Annotated in this window: 25 protein-coding genes; 6 read left to right on the forward strand and 19 right to left on the reverse strand. The window is 28.8% G+C overall.

The window, feature by feature from the left end; translation table 11 throughout:
• Both E6248_RS02385 and E6248_RS02390 read right to left on the reverse strand, forming a co-directional pair.
• On the reverse strand, positions 1-403 hold a 403-nt coding region (locus E6248_RS02385), incomplete at its 3' end, for a hypothetical protein (protein ID WP_316339225.1).
• Between the two features lie 120 nt (positions 404-523).
• The gene (locus E6248_RS02390; protein WP_316339226.1) at positions 524-1441 is read right to left on the reverse strand and encodes an alpha/beta fold hydrolase; all 918 of its coding nucleotides are present in this window, start codon (positions 1439-1441) and stop codon (positions 524-526) included.
• A gap of 290 nt (positions 1442-1731) precedes the next feature.
• Between E6248_RS02390 and E6248_RS02395 the strand changes: the two genes are divergently transcribed.
• Positions 1732-3090 carry a Mur ligase family protein gene (locus E6248_RS02395; RefSeq protein ID WP_316339227.1) on the forward strand — a complete coding sequence of 453 codons (1359 nt, stop codon included), beginning with the start codon at positions 1732-1734 and terminating at the stop codon, positions 3088-3090.
• A gap of 16 nt (positions 3091-3106) precedes the next feature.
• Positions 3107-3832, forward strand: coding sequence for a type 1 glutamine amidotransferase (locus E6248_RS02400; RefSeq protein WP_136007344.1), 726 nt, complete (start codon positions 3107-3109; stop codon positions 3830-3832).
• An 87-nt stretch (positions 3833-3919) separates the two neighbouring features.
• Here the strand turns inward: E6248_RS02400 and E6248_RS02405 are convergent, their stop codons facing one another.
• Positions 3920-4669 (reverse strand): polysaccharide deacetylase family protein, encoded by a 750-nt coding sequence (locus E6248_RS02405; protein ID WP_316339228.1) that lies wholly within the window; start codon positions 4667-4669, stop codon positions 3920-3922.
• Positions 4670-4822: 153 nt separating this feature from the next.
• Here E6248_RS02405 and E6248_RS02410 point away from each other — a divergent pair, with 153 nt between their 5' ends.
• The 3 genes from E6248_RS02410 to E6248_RS02420 all read left to right on the forward strand — a co-directional run bounded on the left by E6248_RS02410 (position 4823) and on the right by E6248_RS02420 (position 7780).
• Positions 4823-6115 (forward strand): D-alanyl-D-alanine carboxypeptidase family protein, encoded by a 1293-nt coding sequence (locus E6248_RS02410; protein WP_396335118.1) that lies wholly within the window; start codon positions 4823-4825, stop codon positions 6113-6115.
• A 104-nt stretch (positions 6116-6219) separates the two neighbouring features.
• Entirely contained in the window at positions 6220-6807 is a 588-nt protein-coding gene (locus E6248_RS02415) for a flavin reductase family protein (RefSeq protein WP_136007341.1), read from the forward strand.
• A gap of 106 nt (positions 6808-6913) precedes the next feature.
• Positions 6914-7780 carry a 50S ribosomal protein L11 methyltransferase gene (locus E6248_RS02420; protein WP_316339230.1) on the forward strand — a complete coding sequence of 289 codons (867 nt, stop codon included), beginning with the start codon at positions 6914-6916 and terminating at the stop codon, positions 7778-7780.
• Positions 7781-7961: 181 nt separating this feature from the next.
• Here the strand turns inward: E6248_RS02420 and E6248_RS02425 are convergent, their stop codons facing one another.
• From E6248_RS02425 to glsA, 4 genes are all read right to left on the reverse strand, one after another.
• Positions 7962-8510, reverse strand: coding sequence for a lytic transglycosylase domain-containing protein (locus E6248_RS02425; protein WP_316339231.1), 549 nt, complete (start codon positions 8508-8510; stop codon positions 7962-7964).
• A 10-nt stretch (positions 8511-8520) separates the two neighbouring features.
• The gene (coaE, locus tag E6248_RS02430) at positions 8521-9123 is read right to left on the reverse strand and encodes a dephospho-CoA kinase (RefSeq protein WP_316339232.1); all 603 of its coding nucleotides are present in this window, start codon (positions 9121-9123) and stop codon (positions 8521-8523) included.
• A 14-nt stretch (positions 9124-9137) separates the two neighbouring features.
• Entirely contained in the window at positions 9138-11756 is a 2619-nt protein-coding gene (polA, locus tag E6248_RS02435) for a DNA polymerase I (RefSeq protein ID WP_316339233.1), read from the reverse strand.
• 90 nt (positions 11757-11846) lie between these two features.
• The gene (gene glsA, locus E6248_RS02440; protein ID WP_316339234.1) at positions 11847-12764 is read right to left on the reverse strand and encodes a glutaminase A; all 918 of its coding nucleotides are present in this window, start codon (positions 12762-12764) and stop codon (positions 11847-11849) included.
• A gap of 141 nt (positions 12765-12905) precedes the next feature.
• On the opposite strand from glsA, the gene E6248_RS02445 reads away from it, so the two are divergent.
• The gene (locus E6248_RS02445; protein WP_316339235.1) at positions 12906-14135 is read left to right on the forward strand and encodes an aminopeptidase; all 1230 of its coding nucleotides are present in this window, start codon (positions 12906-12908) and stop codon (positions 14133-14135) included.
• An 84-nt stretch (positions 14136-14219) separates the two neighbouring features.
• Here the strand turns inward: E6248_RS02445 and E6248_RS02450 are convergent, their stop codons facing one another.
• From E6248_RS02450 to E6248_RS02505, 12 genes are all read right to left on the reverse strand, one after another.
• Complete coding sequence (locus tag E6248_RS02450; RefSeq protein ID WP_316339236.1) at positions 14220-14711, reverse strand: DUF3284 domain-containing protein; 492 nt, start codon at positions 14709-14711, stop codon at positions 14220-14222.
• Positions 14712-14826: 115 nt separating this feature from the next.
• Entirely contained in the window at positions 14827-14988 is a 162-nt protein-coding gene (locus E6248_RS02455; RefSeq protein ID WP_316339237.1) for a small, acid-soluble spore protein, alpha/beta type, read from the reverse strand.
• A gap of 74 nt (positions 14989-15062) precedes the next feature.
• Positions 15063-16277, reverse strand: coding sequence for an NADP-dependent isocitrate dehydrogenase (locus E6248_RS02460; RefSeq protein ID WP_316339238.1), 1215 nt, complete (start codon positions 16275-16277; stop codon positions 15063-15065).
• A 118-nt stretch (positions 16278-16395) separates the two neighbouring features.
• The gene (locus tag E6248_RS02465) at positions 16396-17430 is read right to left on the reverse strand and encodes a putative sulfate exporter family transporter (protein WP_316339239.1); all 1035 of its coding nucleotides are present in this window, start codon (positions 17428-17430) and stop codon (positions 16396-16398) included.
• 99 nt (positions 17431-17529) lie between these two features.
• A complete protein-coding gene (locus E6248_RS02470) occupies positions 17530-18414 on the reverse strand; it encodes a LysR substrate-binding domain-containing protein (protein ID WP_316339240.1) in 885 nt (294 codons plus the stop codon).
• Between the two features lie 74 nt (positions 18415-18488).
• Positions 18489-18767 (reverse strand): hypothetical protein, encoded by a 279-nt coding sequence (locus tag E6248_RS02475; protein ID WP_316339241.1) that lies wholly within the window; start codon positions 18765-18767, stop codon positions 18489-18491.
• Between the two features lie 145 nt (positions 18768-18912).
• The gene (locus E6248_RS02480) at positions 18913-19269 is read right to left on the reverse strand and encodes a hypothetical protein (protein ID WP_316339242.1); all 357 of its coding nucleotides are present in this window, start codon (positions 19267-19269) and stop codon (positions 18913-18915) included.
• A gap of 22 nt (positions 19270-19291) precedes the next feature.
• Positions 19292-20257, reverse strand: coding sequence for an oligopeptide/dipeptide ABC transporter ATP-binding protein (locus tag E6248_RS02485; protein WP_316339243.1), 966 nt, complete (start codon positions 20255-20257; stop codon positions 19292-19294).
• Entirely contained in the window at positions 20250-21296 is a 1047-nt protein-coding gene (locus E6248_RS02490) for an ABC transporter ATP-binding protein (protein WP_316339244.1), read from the reverse strand. The genes E6248_RS02485 and E6248_RS02490 overlap by 8 nt, the downstream gene beginning before the upstream one ends.
• A 14-nt stretch (positions 21297-21310) precedes the next feature.
• The gene (locus E6248_RS02495) at positions 21311-22228 is read right to left on the reverse strand and encodes an ABC transporter permease (RefSeq protein ID WP_316339245.1); all 918 of its coding nucleotides are present in this window, start codon (positions 22226-22228) and stop codon (positions 21311-21313) included.
• 16 nt (positions 22229-22244) lie between these two features.
• Positions 22245-23198 carry an ABC transporter permease gene (locus E6248_RS02500; protein WP_316339246.1) on the reverse strand — a complete coding sequence of 318 codons (954 nt, stop codon included), beginning with the start codon at positions 23196-23198 and terminating at the stop codon, positions 22245-22247.
• An 83-nt stretch (positions 23199-23281) separates the two neighbouring features.
• A partial coding sequence (locus tag E6248_RS02505; RefSeq protein WP_316339247.1) for a peptide ABC transporter substrate-binding protein occupies positions 23282-24958 on the reverse strand: 1677 nt, incomplete at its 5' end.

The raw sequence follows: 24958 nt of genomic DNA on the forward strand, positions 1-24958 counted from the left end.
CACTTACCCTATATTTTGCTATTATAAAATACATAATAATTAAGTTGTTGTATTTTAGGGTATTAAAACTTAAAAAACCAATTTCACTTAGGAAACCTTTCAAATCTCTAAAGTAATATTCTGGAGTAATAAAGACAATTATCACAACCATTGTAATAAATAATATCAGCTGCAATAAGCCATAAATCTCTTTCTTAGTAAGACTTTTTAAATGCATTGAGAACATGATTAATATCATACAAATTATCAAACTTAAAAGTCCAACAATATCATAAACTATTAATGTATATCTAAAGGACATAATTTCAAATATGCAATAAGCTATCAAACTATATAAAACATAAATTAATAATTTTTTTGGAGTCATATAATATATTTTTTCTCTAAAAGTATTATAGTCCAACTTAATTCCCCTCACTATCTATATTTACTACATTATTTTACATCATTTCCTATTATATGTGAATATACTAAAAAAATTATATTTATATTAAAAAAGCTGCCCATGGCAGCTCTTAACTTTTTACCTTTTTATCCAATTTAATATATCCTCTATTACCTCATCCTTGTTAACTTCATTTAGCATTTCATGTCTACCATCTTTATATAACTTATAATTTAAATCCTTAACTCCTAAACTTTTATAAGTGTTATATAAATTTTTAATTCCTTCTCCAAAATATCCTACTGGATCCCTATCGCCAGCAAAAATATATATTGGAATATTAACTTTCTTTACCTTCTCTAAATTTTCGTATTTATGAATATCATTAATTCCTTTAATTAAATAATAATAAAACTCTGAAGGATATATAAATCCACAAAAATCATCTTCAATATACTTCAGAACTTCCTTCTCATCACTACAAAGCCAATCAAAGTCAGTATTAGAGTTTTTAACACTACTATTAAATCCTCCAAAAGAAAGCTTGTCCATTAAATTACTTCTATTTTCTCGTCCCCTTAAGATATTTTCTAATTTTGATACTAAAATCCCAGCTTTAGTATAAGACTTCTGCTTACCATTAGTACCTGATAAGATTAAAGCATCTATTGTATCTCCGTATTCTTGCAAATATCTTTGACTTAAAAATGATCCCATACTATGTCCAAAAAGAACTATAGGTAAAGCTTCATTTTCAGATTTTATTATTTCATTAACTTTTCTTATATCATCTAACATTGTATAAAAGCTATCACCTTCTTTAAAAAAGCCTAATCTAGACTTATCTAAAGAACTATTACCATGTCCACAATGATCATGACCATATACTATATATCCCTCTTCCACTAACTTTTCTGCAAAATAATTATATCTACCTACCCACTCAGACATTCCATGTACTATTTGTACAACTCCCTTTGGATTTTTTATATCCATGCCCCATTTATAATATGAAATATCAGAACCAATATTATTTTTAAAGCTATATCTTTCCATATCACTCATCTCCTATAAATATCTTATGTATAATTATTTTTATTATAATTATTACTTTCCTAATTAATCTTGTCAATTTTCTATTTACATAAACATCTATTGTTCTTATGTAATTGACCTTATATAATTAACATTGTCAAATTTCTATATTTAATAAATTCTTATAACATCATTATTCTTTCAGATATAAAGTTATGATATACTATTGATAGTTAAAATCAAAAATTATTACAATACTTGTTTATATAATTAAATAATTGTATATAATATTTGATAAGTATATTAAGGTGGTGAATAATATTAGTATTAAATCTATAGTAAGCATATTAGCTTCAAAAATAACAATTTTTCTTACAAAAACAATACTAAAAGGGGGAACTACCTTCCCTGGAAAAGTAGCCTTAAAAATAGATAGAAATATTTTAAAGAGAGTATCTCAAGGCTATAAAGTTGTATTAGTTACTGGTACTAATGGAAAGACAACAACAACAAGTATGATTTATAACATAGCAAAGGAGGATGGTAAAAAGGTAATTACAAATAATACAGGCGCAAATTTATTCCCTGGTATAGTTACTACTTTTATAGATAACTACAAATTCTTTAGTAAAACTGAAGATGCCTATGCCATCATAGAAGTAGACGAAGCAAACTTAAAATATATAACAAAATATATAACTCCGGAAATAATTACTGTAACTAATCTTTTTAGAGATCAGTTAGATAGATATGGAGAAGTATATACTACCTTAAATAAAATATTAGAAGGTATTACTTTAACTAAAGATACAACTTTAGTTCTAAATGGTGATGAATCTTTATTAGGTAATTTAGAACTTCCAAATAAAACTGTATTTTATGGTTTTAATGCAAAAATAAATGAAGATACTAAGATAGATGTTAATGCAGATGCTAAGTTCTGCAAATTCTGTAAGTCTCCTTATGAATATAATCATATTACATATAACCATCTTGGAGACTTTTACTGTACAGGCTGTGGTTTTAAAAGAGCTGAGTTAAAGTATGCTGTTAATGAAATTTTAGACCTATCACCTGATAGCTCTACTGTTAAAATTAATAACTTAGATATAGAGGTTAGTCAATCTGGAGTTTATAATATCTATAATGCCCTTTGTGCTTTTGCTATAACAAAAGAGCTTGGAGTTAAGGATGAATCAATTATTAAGTCATTAGAAAACCAAAATTCTAGCTTTGGTAGACAGGAATCCTTAAATATAGATGGAAAAGAAGTTAAAATAATTCTTGTTAAAAACCCTGCTGGATATAATCAAGCACTAGATACATTATGCTTAAATAAAGAAAGCTTTTCTTGTGCATTTTTATTAAATGATAATTATGCAGATGGTACTGATGTATCTTGGATCTGGGATGTAGATTTTGAAAAACTACATAATTTAAATATAGATGAAGTCTTTATATCTGGACTTAGATGTTATGATATGGCTGTAAGACTTAAAATTGCAGGATTAAATGAAAATAAGTTTATTATTGAAACTGAATTTGAAAATCTAACTTCTAAAATAAAAGAAAGTAATAATAATAAAATTTATATTTTAGCTACTTATACTGCAATGATAAATTATAGAAAACACCTTTATTCTAAGGGATATATCAAGAAATTATGGTAAGAAAGGAGAAATAATTATGGAACTAAATATTTGTCACCTTTATCCTGACTTACTTAATGTATATGGTGATGTTGGTAATATATTAATATTAAAACATAGAGCTGAAGCAAGAGGTATAAAGGTAAATATAATTAATACTTCATTAAATGATGAATTCGATGTAGAAAACACTGATATTCTTTTCTTTGGTGGTGGCCAGGACTATGAGCAATCAATAGTATCTGATGACTTAAAAACTAATAAAAAAGATAAATTAAGAGAATACGTTGAATCTAATAAAGTTGTTATTGCAATTTGCGGCGGATATCAACTTTTAGGTAATTACTATATGGCTCCAAACGGTGAAAGAATCGAAGGCCTTGGAATTTTAGATATACATACCGATGGTGGTGAAACTAGATTCATTGGTAATACAGTAATTCATAATGAAGAATTTAATGAAACTTATGTAGGTTTTGAAAATCATTCTGGAAGAACTTATATAAACGGATTAAAACCACTTGGTAAGTGTATAACTGGATTTGGTAATAATGGTGAAGATGGCTATGAAGGATGTATTTATAAAAATACTTATTGTAGCTACTTCCACGGATCACTTTTATCAAAGAATCCAGAGCTTGCTGATAGATTTTTATCTATAGCTTTAAATAACAAATATGAAAATGTAACTTTAGAACCATTAGATGATACATTAGAGCTAAAAGCTAAAAATTACATGATAAAAAGATTAGAAAGCAAATAAAACTAGGGCTGTAGTATAATAAACACTTTTGTACTACAGCCCTAAAATTTATTCATTCTTAATTTTTCGTTGTACCATAGTACTCCTCTATTTATTAAGAACGTTTATCTTCTTTAAATATTCTATTTCCTGGTCTCCAATTTCATTAAGGGTTTTAAATTCATATCCTTTTTCCTTATATATATCTATTATTCCTTGCAGTGCTTCAACTGTAGTATTCTTACCACCAAGGTCATGCATTAACACTACTTCAACCTCATATAAGCATCCTTCGTCCATTATTCTAGAAATTAGATAATCTTTAGATATATCATAACTTTCAGAGTCTCCTGTATCTATTGTCCAATCTATATAATTTATACCCTTACTTAAAAGATTAGATTTAATTTTCTTTAAAGTTTCAGCTTCACAATAAGTATTATCTGCTCCACCAGGTAATCTTACAAAATTCATCTTCTTATCCCCTATTACTTTTTGAATATTACTTATGCACTTATCTAAATCTTTAAAGTATTCTTCTTCATTTTTATACAAGGCATTATAATCGTGAAAATTGCAATGAGGCATTATAGACATATTACTATTATCTAATTCCTCTAGTATATAAGGATAAATACTTACATAATCTCCAACTACAAAAAATGTTCCTTTAATATTATTAGCATTTAAAACATCTATAATTTCTTTAGTGACTTTTACTGATGGTCCATCATCAAAAGTTAAGTAAACTGTTTTTTTAGGAGTTGTTGTATATAGTGCCGATACATGGATAGAATTATAACTAATAAAAATAAAAAGAGACAATATAAAAATATATATTTTTCTTATAGTAACCACCTCCTATAATACTTTATTTTGTACAAATATTAAAAATATATTATATGTAATTTAAACCACTTAACAACTATTCTATTTATTGTTATTATTATATGTAGATGTTATACTTTAAGATATGTGACAAAATAAACCTTAAGAAATGGGGAGATGAACTTGAAATTAAAAAAACTATTAAAAACGCTAGCACTTGCTCTTTCTGTTTCATTATTAGCACCTTTAGCTAATAACGTTAGTGCAATAGAGACTAATTCTAGTGCACCAGAAATAATTGGCGAATCTGCTATTACTATGGATGTAGAAACCGGGGAAATTATTTACTCAAAAAATGCAGATGTTAAGCTTTCTCCTGCAAGTACTACTAAACTAATGACCGCTTTATTATTTGCAGAAAATAAATCAAAGGCAGATATGCTAACATTTTCTGAAAATGTCCTAAAGGTTACAGAAACATCATTAAATAATTACACTAATATAAAACCTGGTGACAAGATTTCTGCTGAAGATACTATGAAGGCTGTATTAATTTTCTCAGCTAATGATGCAGCTTACCTAATGGCAGAATCTGTTGGTGGAACAGTAGATAATTTCGTTAAAATGATGAATGACAAAGCTAAGGAGCTTGGACTTACAGATACTGTTTTCCAAAATCCATCTGGTTTAGAAATAGATCCATTAAATCCTAGCAATACAGAAGTTAATAAGACTACTGCTTATGATTTAGCTAAAATGGCTGTTGCTGCCTTCCAAAATGAATGGTTAAGAGAAATTGTTTCTCCAAGTAACGCTAATACTTCTATTACTATAAATGGTAAACCTATTATTATAGAATCTAGAAATAAGAATCTAGGTAAAAATGGTAACATAGGTGGAAAAACAGGTACTGAAGAATTAGCTGGTCACTGCTTTGTAGGTTTTTATGAAAGGGATGGAAGAGATGTTGTAACTGTAGTATTAAAATCTGAATATGGTGCAACTGGTCTTAATGTATTTGAAGATACAGAAAAAATAGCTAATTATAGTTATTCAGCTGAAAAAGAAACTTTCAAAAAAGCTGGTGATGAAGTAGGTTCAGTGAATTTAACTTATAAAGCTTTTAAATTCTTTGGAACTGAAAAAGAAATTACTGCTCCAATTACATTAAATGAAGATGTTCAATATTATAAAAATGATTTTAATGATGCAAAAGCAAGTATTACATATAACAATGATAATAAAGATGCTTGGCGCTTAAGTGGTAATAAAGAAGTAATGTTAACTTACAGCACTCCTGGATATTCAATGGATGTTAAAGGTACAATTAATCTTTCTAAAATAGATTTAATTAAGACTAACCTTTCATTATATATATTATCAATAGTAATTATAGTTATAATAGTAGTTCTTTTAGTATTAATTATTAGACTTATTAATACTAATAAGAGAAGAAGAAGAAGAAGATATTATTAAACAGTAATATAGTTTAATACTTAGGTGGATTATCAAAGGTTATGTATTATCACAGTAACTTATGACTCCACCTCTTTTATATTAATAGGAACAGAGGTAATAATATGAAAAAACAAAATTTTAAGGGAAGCGTAATGCTTAACCCAACTCCTGTAGTAGTAGTAACATGTAAAAATTCTGAAGATAAAGTTAACGCCTTCACTGTTGGATGGATTAGTACTGTATGTACTAAAGAACCAATAATAGCTATGGGGGTTAGGCCTGAAAGACTATCTTATGATTATATAAAAGAAAGTCAAGAATGTGTTATAAATTTGCCATCTAGGGATATGGTTAAATTTGTAGATTACTGTGGTGTAGTATCCGGAAGAAAAATAGATAAGATTAAGCATTTTGGCTACAAGTTAAATGAAGGTGTATCTATTTCTACTCCTTCTATAGATTTAGCACCAGTAGCCCTTGAATGTAAAGTTAAGAGCATAACTCCACTTGGTACTCATGATTTGTTTTTATTAGATGTTTTAAATGTAAAAGTATCTGAGGATATAATTGATGAAAAAGGAAAGATCTGCTTCAATAAAGCAAACTTAATTTGCTATAATCACGGAGAATACTTTGGATTAAATGCTAAACCTCTAGGTTCTTTTGGATATTCAATTAGAAAGAAGAAGAAATCATTTAATAAAAAGTAGTAAATAAATTGAGTAATATTTATTCTTCCATCCCTTTCCTTGACATAAGAATGAAATGTTACTATACTCAATAATGTTAAAGTAAATTAATTCGGGGGATTATTCTATGTTTATATTAACTTATAATATTAAATTTAAAGAACTAGATTCAAAAATTGAATTATTAAATATCAATGATATTTATAATGTCTTTTATGATAGTCCTTTAGAAATCACTACTGATGAATATGGCTATGGCTATTTAGAAAAAGAAGTTAGTGATATAGATATAAAAGTTGCCTATGATGAAGATAAATCATCGCTTAATAATTTTATAGATAAAGTTAGTTCTATTCTAGATTCTAATTGTATTTCTATTGAAGAAATAAATTATGATTATGAGGAATATGATTTTCCTGATGTTCATATAAATGACGAATGGATGCTATCATCATCTACAGATAATGATGAAAAAAAAGGTAAGAATGTAATTACATTTTGTCCGCAAGGAGCCTTTGGTACAGGTCTTCATGAAACTACTCAGGATTTATTAAATGTTATCTTATCTAAAATAGACCTACATAATAAAACGGTTATGGATATTGGTACTGGTTCTGGAATACTATCTATCGCATCATCTATTGTAGGTGCTTCAAAAGTAACTGCCATTGATATAAGAGATGTTAGAAATGAAGTTATATTTAATGCAAAATTAAATGGACTTTATAATATAGAAGTTTTAATAGGAAATGCCCTAGATGGTGAAGTTAATATTAATGATAAATTCCATTGGATATTTATTAATATTGGTGGAGAAGAAACTGAATTATTTATGGATTTTATAAAGGAACATTTAGAAGAAGGTGGAAATCTACTAGTATCTGGACTTGTTGAATGGAGCTTTAATAAAGTAAAAGAAATAGTTGAACAACATGGATTTTCTTTGCAACAAAAGTATCAAAGTAATGAATGGATAACAGCTATTTTTGAATAATACTATAGATTATAAATCAAATTAAAATGGGGCATCCATAAGGATAGCCCCATTTTAATATTCAAAAAATATTATTGATGTGATTCTCTAGAATTGCTAAAAATTATTTCTAAACTCCAAAGGAGTTTTTTCCTCAATTCTTCATTCTTAATTCTTAATTTTTCATTATTCAAAGCACCCTCTATTTGTTATATAAGTACTTGTAAATATTATAATTTGCTTTTACCTTATCTACATATTTTTTAGTCTCAGGAAATGGTATGTAACTTAATGTTTCTCCATCCTCGGAGTATTCCTCATGATTCAGCCATTTATTAACATTTCCACTTCCGCCATTATAGGCAGCAAGAACTAAATCTAAGTCTTCATCAAATTCTTTTTCTAAATTATCTAAGTACCAACATCCCATTTTTATATTTAACTCAGGGTCAAATAGCATAGATGACATAAAATAATTAACCCCCAGCTCTTTAGCTATCCATTCCCCCGTACCATCCATAATTTGCATTAAGCCTTTAGCATCTTTCTTTGACACTGCTTCTTTATTAAAATTACTTTCAGTTTTTATTACTGCTAAAACAAGATAAGGATCTAAATCATATTCATCACTATACTTATTAATATATTCCTCATATTTGTAAGGGTATACGTACTTTTTCATTCCAAACATAAATGCAAAATAAGCTACAAGTAGTACAATTAAAACAGTTAATATACGCTTAAATTTCATTACCTTCTCCTTACTTCATCATAACATTAAAAAAATCCATTACCTTATCTACCTGACCTTTAGTTTTTAATAGATCTCCATTATTGTCTATAATAATATGGGCATAATCTTTCTTTTTATCTAAAGAAATTTGTGCGTTTAATCTATTAATTGCTTCATCTCTAGTTAATCTATCTCTATTTCTTATTCTAATTATTTGAGTGTTATTATCAACCCAAACAACTACTATATAGTCCATATTTAAATGAAGATTATTTTCTATTAAGGTTGGCGCATCAAGAACAATTAATTTTTCTCCTGCTTTTTCATGCTTTTCTATTTCTTTAAATATTTCATCTTTTATATAAGGTATAATTATATCCTCATACTTTTTCCTTTGTTTAGGAAATCTAAAAATATGATTTCCAAACTCTCTTCTTCTAAATTCACCTCTCCAGTCAAAAAATCCAGAACCAAATTCTATTTTTATCTTATCTAATATTTCTGGATATTTTTTAAGTACATCTCTCGATATAGTATCTGCATCAATGACAATAAACCCCTTATCACAGAGCATTTTAGTTACTGTACTTTTTCCTGACCCAATTCCTCCTGTTAACCCTATTTTAATCATTAAGTTAAGCCCCCTTACTTAGCCTCATACCAAGTTTTTCCTAGATTAATATCAACTTCTAAAGGCACTGCTAGTTTTAATACATTTTCCATTTCTTCCTTTACCAAAGCTTTTACCTCTTCTAACTCATCCTTTTTAACATTTAATATCAATTCATCGTGTACTTGTAGAATAATCTCACTCTTTAATGATCTTTCCTTTAATTTATTAAACACATTTACCATAGCTAGCTTAATTATATCTGCAGCACTTCCTTGGATAGGTGCATTCATAGCAAGTCTTTCCCCAAGTGCCTTTACTATCTTATTAGAAGCCTTAATTTCAGGTATAAATCTTCTTCTATTCAAGATAGTTAAAACATATCCTTTTTCCTTAGCTTCTTCGATTAAACTATCTAAATATCCTTTAATCTTAGGATATCTATCAAAGTATATTTCCATATATTCTGATGCTTCTTTTTTAGTAATGTGTAAATCTTGTGATAAGCTAAAGTCACTTATTCCATAAACTATACCAAAGTTAACAGCCTTTGCTCTACTTCTCATTAGTGAAGTAACTTCCTCAACTGGAACCTTAAATACTTCTGAAGCTGTTTTTCTATGAATATCACTATGCTCAGTAAAAGCACTTATCATATTTTCATCCTTTGACATTTCAGCTAGAACTCTTAATTCTATTTGAGAATAGTCGCAAGATAATAATATGTCCTCTTCATTATTAGGTATAAATACCTTTCTTATTTCTCTTCCCATTTCATACTTAATAGGTATGTTTTGAAGATTTGGTTCTGTACTAGATAATCTACCTGTAGTAGTTACAGTTTGATTAAAGGTTGAGTGAATCTTGCCATCAACATCTATTACATTTTTTAATCCTTCTACATAAGTAGAATTAAGCTTAGTAATTTGTCTATAATAAGTAATTTTAGGTATTATTTCATGCTTATCTTGAAGCTTTTCTAAGACTTCTGCATTAGTTGAATAACCTGTTTTTGTCTTTTTAATTACTGGTAAGTCTAATTTTTCAAAAAGTATCTTTCCTAATTGTTTTGGAGAGTTAATATTAAATTCTTCTTCTGCCAAAGCAAATACTTCTTTTTCAGTAGTAATAATTTCTTCCTTAAACTTAGCTGCTAATTCATCTAGCATTTCTTCATTAATTTTAAATCCTAGAGATTCCATAGAAGATAATACATATATTAATGGATGCTCTACCTTATAATATAATTCTTCCATATCTTCTTCTTCAATTTTTTTCTTAAAATAGTTGTAAATATCCTCTAGCTTACAATTAAGCTTTCCTTGTAATATTATATCTTCACCTTTTACATCTTCACATAAGTATTCATTTACTAATGTTATTAAATCATAAGAACTTCTAGCTGAATTAATTAAATATGCTGCTATTGCAGTATCAAATATAAAATCTTTTATTTCAATATTTAACTTATTTAAAATAGTAATTAATGACTTTCCATTATGGATAACCTTTTTTAAGTTTTCCTTTTCCATAATTTTTTTCAATCCATTAATAGCTTCTTCATTATTAGATGTAGAAATCTCATTAAAATCAATATAATATGTTTTGTCCTTTGATGAAATATAAAGTTTATCTAGTAATATTTCTGAATATTTCTCGCTATTTGAAACTTCATATGTAATATAACATATTTCTTCTAAATTTAAGTGTAACTCTGAAAAAGCCTCTATTTCATTAATACTTTCAAGGTTAAAATTCTCTTCTTTTTCTTTAATTTCTTCATTTTCCTCACTATTTGGAAGTTTATCTATCATAGATTTCATTTGAAGCTTAAAGAAGTATTTCTTTAATTCATCATAATTATAATTATCTTGACTCTTAATTTCATCTAAATCAAACTCCATTGGAGCTTCTGTAATTATAGTAGCTAACTTTTTACTAAATATTGCTAGCTCTCTGTTGTTCTCTAAATTCTCTTTTAACTTCTTACCACTAATATTATCTATATTATTAAGTACTTCCTCAATAGAACCATAAGTTTGAATTAATTTATAAGCTGTTTTTTCTCCAACCCCTGGAACACCTGGAATATTATCAGACTTATCACCCATTAGTCCTTTTACATCTATAAACTGAGTTGGGGTAACTCCAAACTCTTCCATAAAGGTTTTATAATTATATACTGCTGTTTCAGTAACTCCCTTTTTAGTTATAACAACATTTATATTATCTGATGCTAACTGCAGTGCATCCCTATCTCCAGTTACTATATAGACTTCAATACCATTCTTTTCAGCATACTTAGCTAATGATCCTATAATATCATCTGCTTCATAGCCATCCATTTCATATATTGTAATAGATAATAGATTTAAAAGATCCTTTGTTAGTGGAAATTGTTCTGCAAGTTCTTCTGGCATCTTTTTTCTTCCAGCTTTATAATCTTTGTATTCTTTATGTCTAAAAGTTGGACCTTTTCTATCAAAAGCTGCAACTACATAATCCGGTTTTAATTCTTCTCTCATTTTAAATAGCATATTTGCAAATCCATATACTGCATTTGTATGAATACCATCTGTAGTCGTTAATTCTGGAATTGCATAAAAAGCTCTATTTAAAAGAGAATTTGAATCTAATATTAATAATCTTTCCATCTTTATCCTCCAAATTAAGGTGTTAGTCCCTTAAAGCTATTTTTACTATAAATTATACTATTAAAAGCATAATAAATCATTACTTTTTACTTAAAATATACTTAAGTCTAATTCATCAGATAAGTCTTTTATTAGCTTCAATCCAGCTATACTATTTCCCTTTTCATCTAAAGCAGGTCCATAGATACCTATTCCATACTGTCTTGGAACTGTAGCTATAATGCCTCCCCCTACTCCAGATTTTGCAGGAATGCCTACATTAACAGCAAATTCTCCTGATGCATCATACATACCGCACGTAACCATTATAGATTTAACTATTCTACATACCTCCTTAGGAATTACCTTTCTACCATTCCAAGGCAGTACACCATCATTTGCAAGAACTACTCCAAACCTAGCTAAGTCCTTAGCATCTAACTCTATTGAGCACTGCTTAAAGTAAAGATCTAGTATTTCTTCAACATCACCATCTAATACACCTGTACTTTTCATAAAGTAAGCTAAGGCCCTATTCCTACTTCCTGTTTCTTTTTCTGATAAATAGACATTTTCATTTACATATATATCATTATTGTTAGTAACTATTTTTAAGAAATCTAATATTTTTTTTAATCTTTCTTCAACATCTTTTCCATCTATTAAAGATGAGGTCATAATAGCTCCAGCATTTATCATGGGATTATATGGCTTCCCTGTATCACTTGCTTCTAAATTAACTATTGAGTTAAAGCCCATTCCAGTTGGCTCCACATCAACCTTTTTAAAAACATTTTCTCTTCCATTATCTTTAATAGCTAAAATTAATGACACTACTTTAGAAATGCTTTGTATAGTGAATTTCTTATTATAATCACCAGCAAAATATTCCTTTCCTCTAGTATCAACTATATATATCCCAAGATCATTAGGATTAGCTTCTAATAAAGCTGGAATATAAGCTGCTAAATTTCCTTCTTCCCCATATTTTTTGTTATTTTCTACTAATGTATTAAGTAAATTAAACATAACTCACCTCTTATCCTTTGATTTCAGTACACTATATTATATTAATTATTATTCTTCTAAACAAGGATAAATAATCAATTTCTATAGACTATTTTTCTATAATGTGCAAAAATAAACATATACTAGATTGGAGGTAATTATATGGATAATAATATGTTAGAAAAATACGCTTATCTTTCTGTTAAAAAAGGGGTTAATTTACAAAAAGGTCAAATCCTTTTAATTAATTCTCCTGTTGAATGTACAGATTTTGCTAGAGCTATAGCTGAAGCTGCTTATAAAGAAGGGGCTAAAGAAGTAGTAGTTCACTACGGAGATCAAAAACTACAAAGGTTAAAGCTTGAACATGCTTCTATTGAAACATTACAAGAGGTACCTAATTGGCTTTCTGAGTCATTTAATTCTTATGCAAGAGAAGGTTGTTGTGCTATTTCTATATCAGCACAAGATCCTGATGCTTATAAAGGAGTTCCTGCTGATAAAATAGCAACTTTCCAAAAGTACAGACAAATAGCTTTAAATGAATATTACAATTATACTATGGCTAATAAAATTCGTTGGACAGTAGTATCAGTACCTACAGAGGCTTGGGCTTTAAAAGTATTTAATAATTCAAACTCTGAAGAAGCTGTACAAAAACTATGGGATGTAATTTTTAAAGTTGTAAGACTAGATAAGGAAGATCCTATTAAAGCTTGGGATGAACATAATTCAAATATTAATAAGACTTTAGAATTCTTAAACGCTAATAAATTTACTAAACTACATTACACTAACTCAGTTGGAACAGATTTAACTATCGAATTACCAGAAGACCACCTTTGGCTTGGTGGAGCTGAAAAATCAGTAGATGGATTAGATTTCAATGCTAATATGCCAACTGAAGAAGTATTTACTCTTCCTAAGAGAAATGGAGTTAATGGTACTGTATCTTCTTCTAAGCCTTTAATTTATGGTGGTAATTTAATTGATAACTTTACACTAACATTTAAAGATGGTAAAGTAGTTGATTTCACTGCTAAGGAAGGATACGATACATTAAAAGAATTATTATCTAGTGACGAGGGTGCTAGCCACTTAGGTGAAGTTGCATTAGTTCCTTATGACTCACCAATATCTAATTCTAATATAATATTCTACAATACTTTATTTGATGAAAATGCTGCTTGTCATTTGGCTTTTGGTAAAGCTTATCCTACATGTATTGAAAATGGTGAAAACCTACCTGAAAATGAATTATTTGAAAAAGGTGCAAATAGCTCTATAGTACATGTGGACTTTATGATAGGAACTAAAGACTTAAATATTGTTGGTATTAATAAAGAAAATCAAGAAATTCAAATATTTAAAAATGGGAACTTTGCTTTTTAAGAAAAATTAAAATTTTCAAATAGATAAAAATGTGGTTGCAATTTTGCAACCACATTCTTTATGTTAAAACCTTATATATTAAGCTTATTTTTCACTTTTAACTTCTTCTACTACTTCTTCAACTTCAAGCTCATTTACTGGCTTACCATCTCTTCTTTCTAATTCTGCCTCTAAAGCTTCTTTAATTCCCTCAGTCTTTTGAATTAATTTTTTCTTAGCTTTAAACTTCTGAAGTAATAGCATTACCCATGAACCAAGTCCATTCATATTTTGAGTTTCAGTTATCTTTATTTCTGTAGAGCTTGGACTCAATTCAATAAATTCATATCTAGATACATAATTATCTGTTTGAATAGTGTTAGTAACTTCATAAAGCTTATTTTTCTCATATTCAGTTACTGTAGTAGTCATTTCTATCTTTTTCTTTGCCACATATTTTATAGTTCTAGTATGGCTCATCACCTTTGGATTTTTATCATTAAACTTAGGAATCTCCCTTTTGTTAAGGTCAATAAATACTTTGAAAACCCTCTCTGCAGGATAATTTATAGTTATGCTTTTATTGTAACTACTCATTTAAAGTCCCCCTTATAATTTATATTCTATTCTATTATTACATCTTTTTTTTAAAATATCTATACCTTTTCATTTGAATATTAAAAGAGCTGTCTTTAAGACAGCTCCTTTTTAACTAATTATCTTCTTTTCTTGGTTTATCTTTTCCTAATTTTCTAGACTCCTTTGAGTATCCTACTTCATCTGCTGTCTCAACTTGCATTTTTCTAACTTCTGCTCTAGTTTTTTGACCAGATTTTTTATTTTTCTTTGAATTCTTATTATTTTTATGAGCCATTACACAACACCTCCAAATATAGTCTTAATATATAAGGTGCTTTTTATTCTAGGAAAAAAGTTGCTTTAAAATAATTATTTATTATATATTTTTTCTAGTCTAATTCTTATTTCTTTAATAAAATCAGCAGAATTAGTTACTGTAATATTTTCTATGTTTGATAATAACGCTAAATCCTTAGTCATAAATCCTTCATTAATAGTTTGAAGTGAAGCCTTTTCTAAGTTATCAGCAAACTCTACTAAATCATTATTATTATCTAATTCTCCTCTTTTTCTTAATGCACCAGACCATGCAAAAATAGTAGCTATTGAATTAGTTGAAGTTTCTTTACCTTCTAAGTGATTATAGTAATGTCTTTGAACTGTTCCATGAGCTGCTTCATATTCAAAATAGCCATCTGGTGATACTAAGACTGAAGTCATCATAGCAAGTGAACCAAATGCAGTTGCAACCATATCACTCATTACATCTCCATCATAGTTCTTGCAAGCCCAAATATATCCACCATTTGACTTGATTACTCTAGCTATAGCATCATCTATTAAAGTATAGAAATATTCTATATTTAACTCTTCAAATTTAGCTTTATACTCATTGTTATATATTTCCTGGAAAATATCTTTAAAAGTGTGATCATATTTTTTAGAAATAGTATCCTTAGTTGCAAACCATAAGTCTTGTTTAGTATCTACTGCAAAGTTAAAACAGCTTCTTGCAAAACTTTCAATAGATTTATTTAAGTTATGCATTCCAAGAAGTACTCCATCCCCTTTAAAATCATGGATAAGCTCTCTTTGTTCTTCTCCGTTTTCATTCGTAAATACTAATTCAGCCTTACCTTTACCTTCAATTTTCATTTCAACATCTCTATAAACATCTCCATAGGCATGTCTAGCAATAGTTATTGGCTTTTCCCAAGTTCTAACATAAGGCTTAATAGAATCAATAATAATAGGTGCTCTAAATACAGTACCATCTAAAAGTGCTCTAATAGTTCCATTAGGGCTCTTCCACATTTCTTTTAAGTTATATTCCTTAACTCTTGCAGCATTAGGTGTAATAGTAGCACACTTAACACCAACTCCATATTTCTTTATTGCTTCTGCTGCTAAAACAGTAACATTATCATTAGTTTCATTTCTATATTCTAAACCTAAGTCATAATATTCTGTTTTTAAATCAATAAAAGGGTTTAACAATTCATCCTTAATCATAGCCCAAAGAATCCTTGTCATTTCATCTCCGTCCATTTCTACTAATGGCGTATTCATCATTATTTTTTTCATTCTTAGCCCCCCAATATATAAATTTTTACAAACTAATTATAACTTATAAATTAAGGTTTTACAAATATAGATGATTATGACAAGGAAATATTTGTTTATATAATATCTTTCTATTTAATTATAGTAATATGAAAATTAATATAATTGCAAAGATTATTTGACAGATTCCAACTAATCCTCCATATAGCATGCCTCTAGGTCCTTCTTTAACTAAATCTTTAAACTTCACCCTCATCCCTATTCCAGCTAAAGCAATAATTTCAAAGTTACTGCTTATCCACTTAAATATTTTTGATACTACATCCGGTATTAATCCTAATGTATAAAAAATACATACTACAAAGAATCCATAAATAAACCAAGGAATATTTATCTTCTTTAATTTACTAGTAAGTCTGCCTTTATCTTTATTTTGTACATTTTTAACTACTTTATTTTCTATTTTAGATTCTTCACTATTATTTATTTTTTCAAAAACTATAACAACTACTACGAGCATTATTATTCTTAAAATTTTAAATACCGTTGCTAAGTTGACTACATCTTCTGATATAAACTTAGCGGATCCTATCACTTGTCCAACAGATTGAAGGGTTCCTCCAATCATCGCTGAAGAGTGTAAAACATCATTATTATATAGTGCCATTGTAATAATAGGAAGCAATATCATTAGGATAGTTCCCGTAACGTTAACTATAGTAATAGACATTACCTTATCATCATCTTCTGCCTTTATTACTGGAGAAGTTGCCCCTATTGCTGAAGATCCGCAAACTGAGTTTCCAGCTGCCATAAGAAGAGAAAATTTTCTATTAAATTTAAGCTTTTTCCCTATATAAAAAGTTGCAATTATAGTTAAAGCCATTTGAAGAATAACAAATAATAATCCATTAACTCCAAGCCCTAAAATTTGGCCAAGATTTAAATTAGCTCCCATTAATACTATAGAGTAGTTTAGTAAATCTTTTTCTGCAAATTTAGTTCCATCATCATAACTTTTATCCTTAAAAATTGTATTTCCAAGAATTATTCCAATAAATATGGCAAAGGTTGCTGCACCAACTTTTTCAAATATTCCACCTAAATACTCAGATATAATACCAATAATCAGACAAACAAATAATCCCTTCCAAATGTTTTTTAAATCTTTCAAAGTCTCACCTCAATATCTATAATTTTGTCTAAACTTATTATAGATATTATGTCTTAAAAAGCAAAATATTATTATTTTATAATTATAATAATCAATTACCTATATAGCAGTATTTTTAGAATACTCTATAAACTTCCTCATATTGTTAGAAATAAATTTATCCTTATGTACAATTAAATATAAATCTCTCTCTATTTTGCCTTCTTTTAATCTAAAACTGAATAACTTGCCCATTTCAATTCTATCTTCCACAACCCTATAGGATAAACACCCTACACCTAAGTTTGCCTCTACTGTTTTCTTTATAGCTTCTGTACTTCCAAGTTCTAAAAACTTATTAAACTTTATTTTATTTTTTCTTAAAAAAATTTCAGTATGATCCCTGGTTCCGCTTCCTTCTTCTCTAATAATAAATTTTTCATTTTCTAAAAGCTTTCCATCAATTAAATCATATTTTTTTAAATTATTCGAATCCCCACATATAAATATTAATTCATCTTTCCATGCCGTTTCCTTAATTATTTCATCAGAAGTTATTTCACCTTCTACAAAAGCAAAGTCTACTTTGTTTTCAAGTATTAATCTTTCTATAGTTTTAGTATTTTCTATAATTAATGAGATTTCCACCCCCTTAAAATTTGCTGAAAATTCCTTTATTATTTCAGGCAAAATATATGTACCAATAGTTGTACTAGCTCCTATTACAATTTTCCCCCCTGCATTTAATGAACAGTCTTTTATGGTTTTTACTCCTTCATCATATAGATTTAATATTCTTCTTGCATAATTTAAAAATATTTCTCCTTCGTGAGTTAAGAATAACTTTTTTCCTATTCTATCAAATAATTTTACATTTAATTCCTGCTCAAGTTCGTTAATACTTTGACTAATAGAAGGTTGGCTTATATACATATCTCTTGCAACCTTTGTCATATTTAAATGGATAGCAGTCTCATAAAATATTTTTAATTTTCTAAAATTCACTTTTATCTCCCCCTATAAAAAACTCAGCCTAAGCTTAAAAATTTTTTAGCCTAAGCTGAGTCTCTATATCAAATCTAATTATTAACATCCTCATAGTCAACATCAATTACTTCTCCAACAGTATCATCAACACTACTTACTATATTATTATCTGGTTTTTTATATTCTCTAGTATAACTATTTGTTGAACTGCTATTACCTTTTCTAAAATAATTTCTTACCTTAAAAAAGATATATAATACTATTATTATTGGAAGTAGAAAAAATAGAAGTTTAAAAGCTAAAGATGCAACTATTCCTATTAAAATTATTCCAAATATAATATACAACCAAGTTTTTATTTTTTCACTCATATTTATACCTCTTTGTCTTAATAATATTATTGTTCTCCGTCTTGAGGTTATTATACCATAAGTAAAATCCATTTTCAATAAGAGATATTTATTATTTCTTTAAAAGGTTTATTATACTACTTGATTCGTTTCCTTTATTATAATTTTAATGTACAAAGCTTATTATAAGCCAGTCTATAACTCCTCCATATAAAATAATTATGAAGCTATCTACTATTACAACAATTCTATAGGAAAATATACTATATTTTTTTTGCCACTGATCTTTAAACTGCAATTCCTTTTCATTTCTTTTCTTTAGTATTAAAAGGGCCCCTAAAACTATCCCTAATGATCCAATTATAAGTATTGCACTTCTTACAACTTCTAAGGATTGTCTCCAATCAAATTTCGATACTAGTAATGAAATTATTCCAACTATAATGATAATTCCAAAAGAAATACAACTGCTAACAAATATGCATTTAATAAAATCTTTAATAACTCTAATTAATTTTTCCACTTGTTTATCTCCTAAAATCTAATTAATATAAATGACAAGCTACATAGTGTCCTTTTTCTATTTCCTTAAATTCTGGTTCTTCAGTTTTACATATTTCCATACACTTACTGCATCTACCTTGGAATTTACATCCCTTAGGAGTATTTATTGGACTAGGTACATCTCCTTCTAACATAATCCTACTTCTATTCTCTTCTATATCAGGATCTGCTATAGGAATAGCTGACATTAAAGCTTCTGTGTATGGATGTTTAGGATTATTAAATAATACTTCTGATTCTGCTAATTCAACCATACTACCTAAATACATAACTGCTACTCTATCTGAAATATGTTTAACCATAGATAAGTCATGAGCAATAAAAAGGTAAGTCAACCCTAATTCATTTTGCAATTTAATTAATAAGTTAGCAATTTGCGCTTGAATTGATACATCTAGTGCTGATATAGGTTCATCACATAATATAAATTTTGGCTCAACAGCTAAGGCTCTAGCTATACCTATTCTCTGTCTTTGTCCACCTGAAAACTCATGAACAAATCTATTTGCATGTTCTTTGTTTAATCCTACATGCTCAAGCAACTCATAAACCCTTTTATCTTTATCTGCTTTTGATTTAGCTAACCCATGAATATCTATTCCTTCTGATATAATATCAGCAACAGTCATTCTTGGATTTAATGATGCATATGGATCTTGGAATATTATTTGAACTTCCTTATTAAACTGCTTTTTTTCTTTTCCCTTTAATCCATCTATTGGCTTTCCATTATATAATATTTCCCCATCTGTCTTATCATATAAACCAATAACAGTTCTTCCACAAGTAGTCTTACCACATCCTGATTCTCCAACTAAACCTAAAGTTTCTCCCTCTTTAATGGCAAAGGAAACATCATCTACTGCTTTTAGAATATCTTTATTTCCAATTCTGAAATATTTTTTTAAATTTTTTACTTCTAAAATTACATTATCTCCATTAGCCATTTTTTCTTTCCTCCATAATTTCTTCTAATATCTCCTCAGGTAGCTCTTCACTATATAACCAGCATTTCGCTTTATGTATATCCCCAAATGAATACTCCTTTGGCTCCTCCTCTAAACAAATATTCATGCAATACTTACAACGCGCTGCAAATGCACAGCCTTTTGGTGGTGCAATTAAGTCAGGAGGTGTCCCCTTTATTGTATCTAGTAATTGTTTCCCTTTCCAACCTAGTTTAGGAACTGAGTTCAAAAGTGCCCAAGTATATGGATGTTTAGGATTATAGAATATTTCTCTCTTTTCACCACTTTCTATAATCTGTCCAGCATACATTACTGCAATTTTATCTGCCATTCCAGCAACTACTCCAAAATCATGGGTAATTAATATTACTGCTGTATTTAATCTATCTTTTAGCTCATTAATTAATTCAAGGATTTGTGCTTGAATTGTAACATCAAGGGCAGTTGTAGGTTCATCTGCTATCAAAATTTTCGGTTCACAAGCAACAGCAATAGCTATCATAACCCTTTGTCTCATTCCACCTGAAAATTGATGTGGATATTGATCTATTCTTTCTTTTGCATTTGGAATTCCTACAGATTCAAGGATTCTTATTGCTTCTTCTCGTGCAGTTTTTTTATCCATGCTTCTATGAGCTACTAAATTTTCTATTATTTGATTACCAACTTTCATAGTTGGATTAAGAGATGTAAGTGCATCTTGGAATATCATTGCACATTCTCCACCTCTAAATTCTCTAATTCTTTTCTTATCATAACCTAATATATCTTCACCATTATAAAGTATCTTACTACCATCTTTAATTTCACCTTGTGGTCCTAATATTAAAGACATAATCGCTCTAGCAGTTACACTTTTCCCACAGCCTGATTCTCCTACTATAGCTAGTACCTCTCTCCTTGCAACATCAAAAGATACTCCTCTAACAGATTGAACTTCTCCTGCATAAGTATGATAAGATACTTTTAAATCTTTAACATCTAAAATTGATTCATTTTTATTAACTAACTTTTCCATACCTTATATACCTCCTATTGTCTTAATTTGGGATCTAGAGCATCCCTTAAACCATCCCCTAGAACATTAAATGAAAGTATTAATAAACATAAAACTACTGTAGGGAATAATAATTGATAAGGATAAAATGCCATAGCTTGTTGTCCTGCTGATAATAATGAACCTAAACTAAAGGCTGGAATATTTAATCCAAGTCCTAAGAATGAAAGTATTGTCTCTGAAACAATTACGCTTGGAATTGTGGATGCAACATCTAATATTATTAATCCAATTGTATTTGGTAATAAATGCTTTAATATTATTCTTAATGGAGATGCGCCTAAAGCCTCAGCTGCTAAAACATACTCACTTTCCCTTAATTGAAGAATCTGTCCTCTTATCATTCTAGCGGTGCTTGTCCATGCAGTTAAACATAAAGCTATCATCAATTGGAAGTATCCATTTCCTAAAACAACTAAGATCAGTAATGTAATTATCAAATATGGGATACTATTTAATACCTCAACAATCCTCATCATTACTTCATCTACTATTCCACCCATATATGCTGCTATACCACCATATAAACATCCAATTACTATATCTATTACAGTTGCAATAATAGCTACGCTTATAGAGATTCTTGTTCCTATCCAAACTCTTGTAAACAAATCTCTTCCCATTGCATCTGTTCCCCACCAAAATTCACCGCTTGGGGTTAAGTTTTTCTTTTGAGTTACAACTGTTTGATAATCTAAATTTCTAACAATTGGAGCAAATATAGCTAATAAAATAATTGCTATTAATACAAATAAGGCTCCCATTGCAACAGGATTTTTCTTAAGTCTTCTCCAAGCATCCTGCCAATAACTAATATTAGGTCTTACAACTAAGTCACTATCTAATGTAGAAGAATCTACAAATTCAAATCTTTTATCTTTTAAAGTCTTCATAAAGCCTCACCTCAACTTACTTCACTAATCTTATTCGTGGATCTACTATTGTATAAAGTATATCTGTAACAAATATTGTTATTAGATAAATTAATGCATATAACAATGTTAATCCCATAAGTATCGGAATATCCCTATCATTAGAAGCCTGAATAAAATATTGTCCAGCTCCTGGAATTGCAAAAACCCGCTCTATAAAGAAGGATCCAGAAATTACTCCTGATATTGCTACTGGCAATACTGTAATTATTGGAATTAAAGAGTTTCTAAGAACATGTCTTTTAACTATAGTAACTTCTGATAAACCTTTTGATCTTGCTGTAAGTGTATAATCTTGATTTATACTATCTAACATGCTAGTTTTCATTAATCTTGCATAATAGGCTAAATATGTTCCAGCTCCTGCTATAGTTGGTAATACAGTGTATTTCCATCCTCCAAACCAGAGGTCTGCCCCTTTCGGCCAACCTATTATAGGTAAATTAAATAATGGCCCCTTAGCTAAATACTTTTGTAATAAAAGTGATAGTACTAACGATGGCACCGATGCAAGTATCATTGCTCCCACCAGAATGGTATAGTCTGTAATCTTTCCCCTTTTCATAGCAGCAGCAATTCCTAAAAGAACTCCTAATGTTACTCCTACTGCTATTTGTTGTATTCCAAGCCTTGCTGATACTGGCATTTTCTTCTCAACAATACTTGAAATAGTATCTCCAGCATGAACTAATGACTCTCCGAACTCACCTTTTACAATATAATTTTTTAAAGTAATAAAGTATCTTTCAACTACTGGCTTATCATAGCCATATTTAGCAATAACTATTTGCTTTGTTTGTTCTGGTAGCTTTTGAATTTTTCTATCAATAGCTGTTCCAGGAACTGCAGCTAAAAGAAAAAATGTAGCTGTTCCAATTAGATATAATGTTATAATCATTTCAATAAATCTTCTTACAACATACTTTGCCATAACCCTCTCCCTTTCGAAATTCAATTAATGCACACCAACATTTGTTGATGTGCATTATACAGTGCCTTATAGTTTTATTTTAATTAGTTTTTCCCTTGTATATATGCATGTTTAAATTCATAAACTGATCCAAATGAAGTAAATTGAATATCCTTAACATAATTTTGATAGAATGAATATTTATCAGTATAATAAACTGGTGAAATAACAGCATCTTCATTAACTAATTTAGTTTCTAACTCTTTATAAATTTCTGTTATCTTATCTTGATCTTTTTCTTTATATACGGATGCTAATAGTTCATCGTATTTAGCATCAGCATAACCAGTATGGTTATTTCCACCATTTGATACCCATATATCTAAGAAACTCATTGGGTCGTTATAATCTGCTCCCCAGCCTGATAATGTAAAGTCATATTCTAACTTGTCCATTATACTTAAATAAACTCCCCAGTCACCTTGAGTTTCAACATTTATTTTAATACCTAAGTTTCCACTAATTTGTTGAGCCATCCATTCAGCTCTTTGTTTTTGTAATTCTGATTCACCTTGATTTAAGTAAGTTAATTCATATTTGCTTAAATCATCTGTTTGAAGTCCTAATTCCTTTAAGCCTTCTTTAAATAACTCTTGAAGTTTTTCTTTGTTATTTACATATGTTTTAGCATCAGCAACTAAAGGTCCTTCTACTTGATCCCTATATTTTTCATCGCCAGAATATATAGCAGTTGGAACTAATCCATAAGCTGATTCGAATCTACCAACTAATTCCTTAGTATAAACATCTCTTTCTATTGATAAACCAATAGCTTTTCTTATTTTTGCATTCTTTAATATTCCATCAGCTGACTTACTAGTTTGGTTAAAGTATAAGTAGAATGATCCTGGATCTTCTCCAGTAAGCTTTTGGAATTCTCCAGCATCAGCTCTTTCAGACCATTTTTCAATATAATCTGTTTGAGCTCCTGATATATCTAATTCTTGTGATTCAAATAATTGTGCTTGAGTAGCAAACTCCTTAATATTTGTCATATTGATCTTTTCAAGATATACATTTTCTGCATCCCAGTAAGTATCATTTTTAACTAATACCATTGAGTTACCATTATCCCAACTTTCTATCTTAAAAGGTCCATTATATACTGTATCTGTAATTTCACTTGCATATTTATCACCTAATTTTTCGATAACATCTAATCTAATTGGGTGGAATACTGTATAAGATACCTTAGATACAAAGTATGGTAATGGATGCTTTAACTTAAATTCTAAAGTGTAATCATCAACAGCCTTTATTCCTACTGCATCTAATGATCCTTTACCTGTATTGTATTCTTCTGCCCCTACTATATCGTATGCTAAGAATGAATAAGCAAAACCATTATCTGGATTTAATATTCTATGGAAAGAATCAACATAATGTTGTGCTACTACTGGCTTTCCATCTGACCAATCCATCTTCCTTAATTTAAATGTCCATGTTAAACCATCTTCTGATGTTTCCCAACTTTCTGCCCCAGCTGCAACTATCTCTTCACTTTCTCCATTATTTTCTATTCTTACTAAACCTTCTTGTACTGCATTAAGAATAGTTGAACTTTGGTTATCAGTGGTATCATTAGCATCTAAAGTTGCCACATTAAAATAAATAGTATTTAATACTTGCTCGCTATCCTTTCCTGCTCCACTTCCTGATTCTCCAGGATTATTACTTCCACAGCCTACAAGTAGCATCATGCAACTTACACCAGCTGCTAG

Origin of the sequence: Clostridium sp. (assembly GCF_032552055.1) — a bacterium.
Lineage (GTDB): Bacteria > Bacillota > Clostridia > Clostridiales > Clostridiaceae > Clostridium.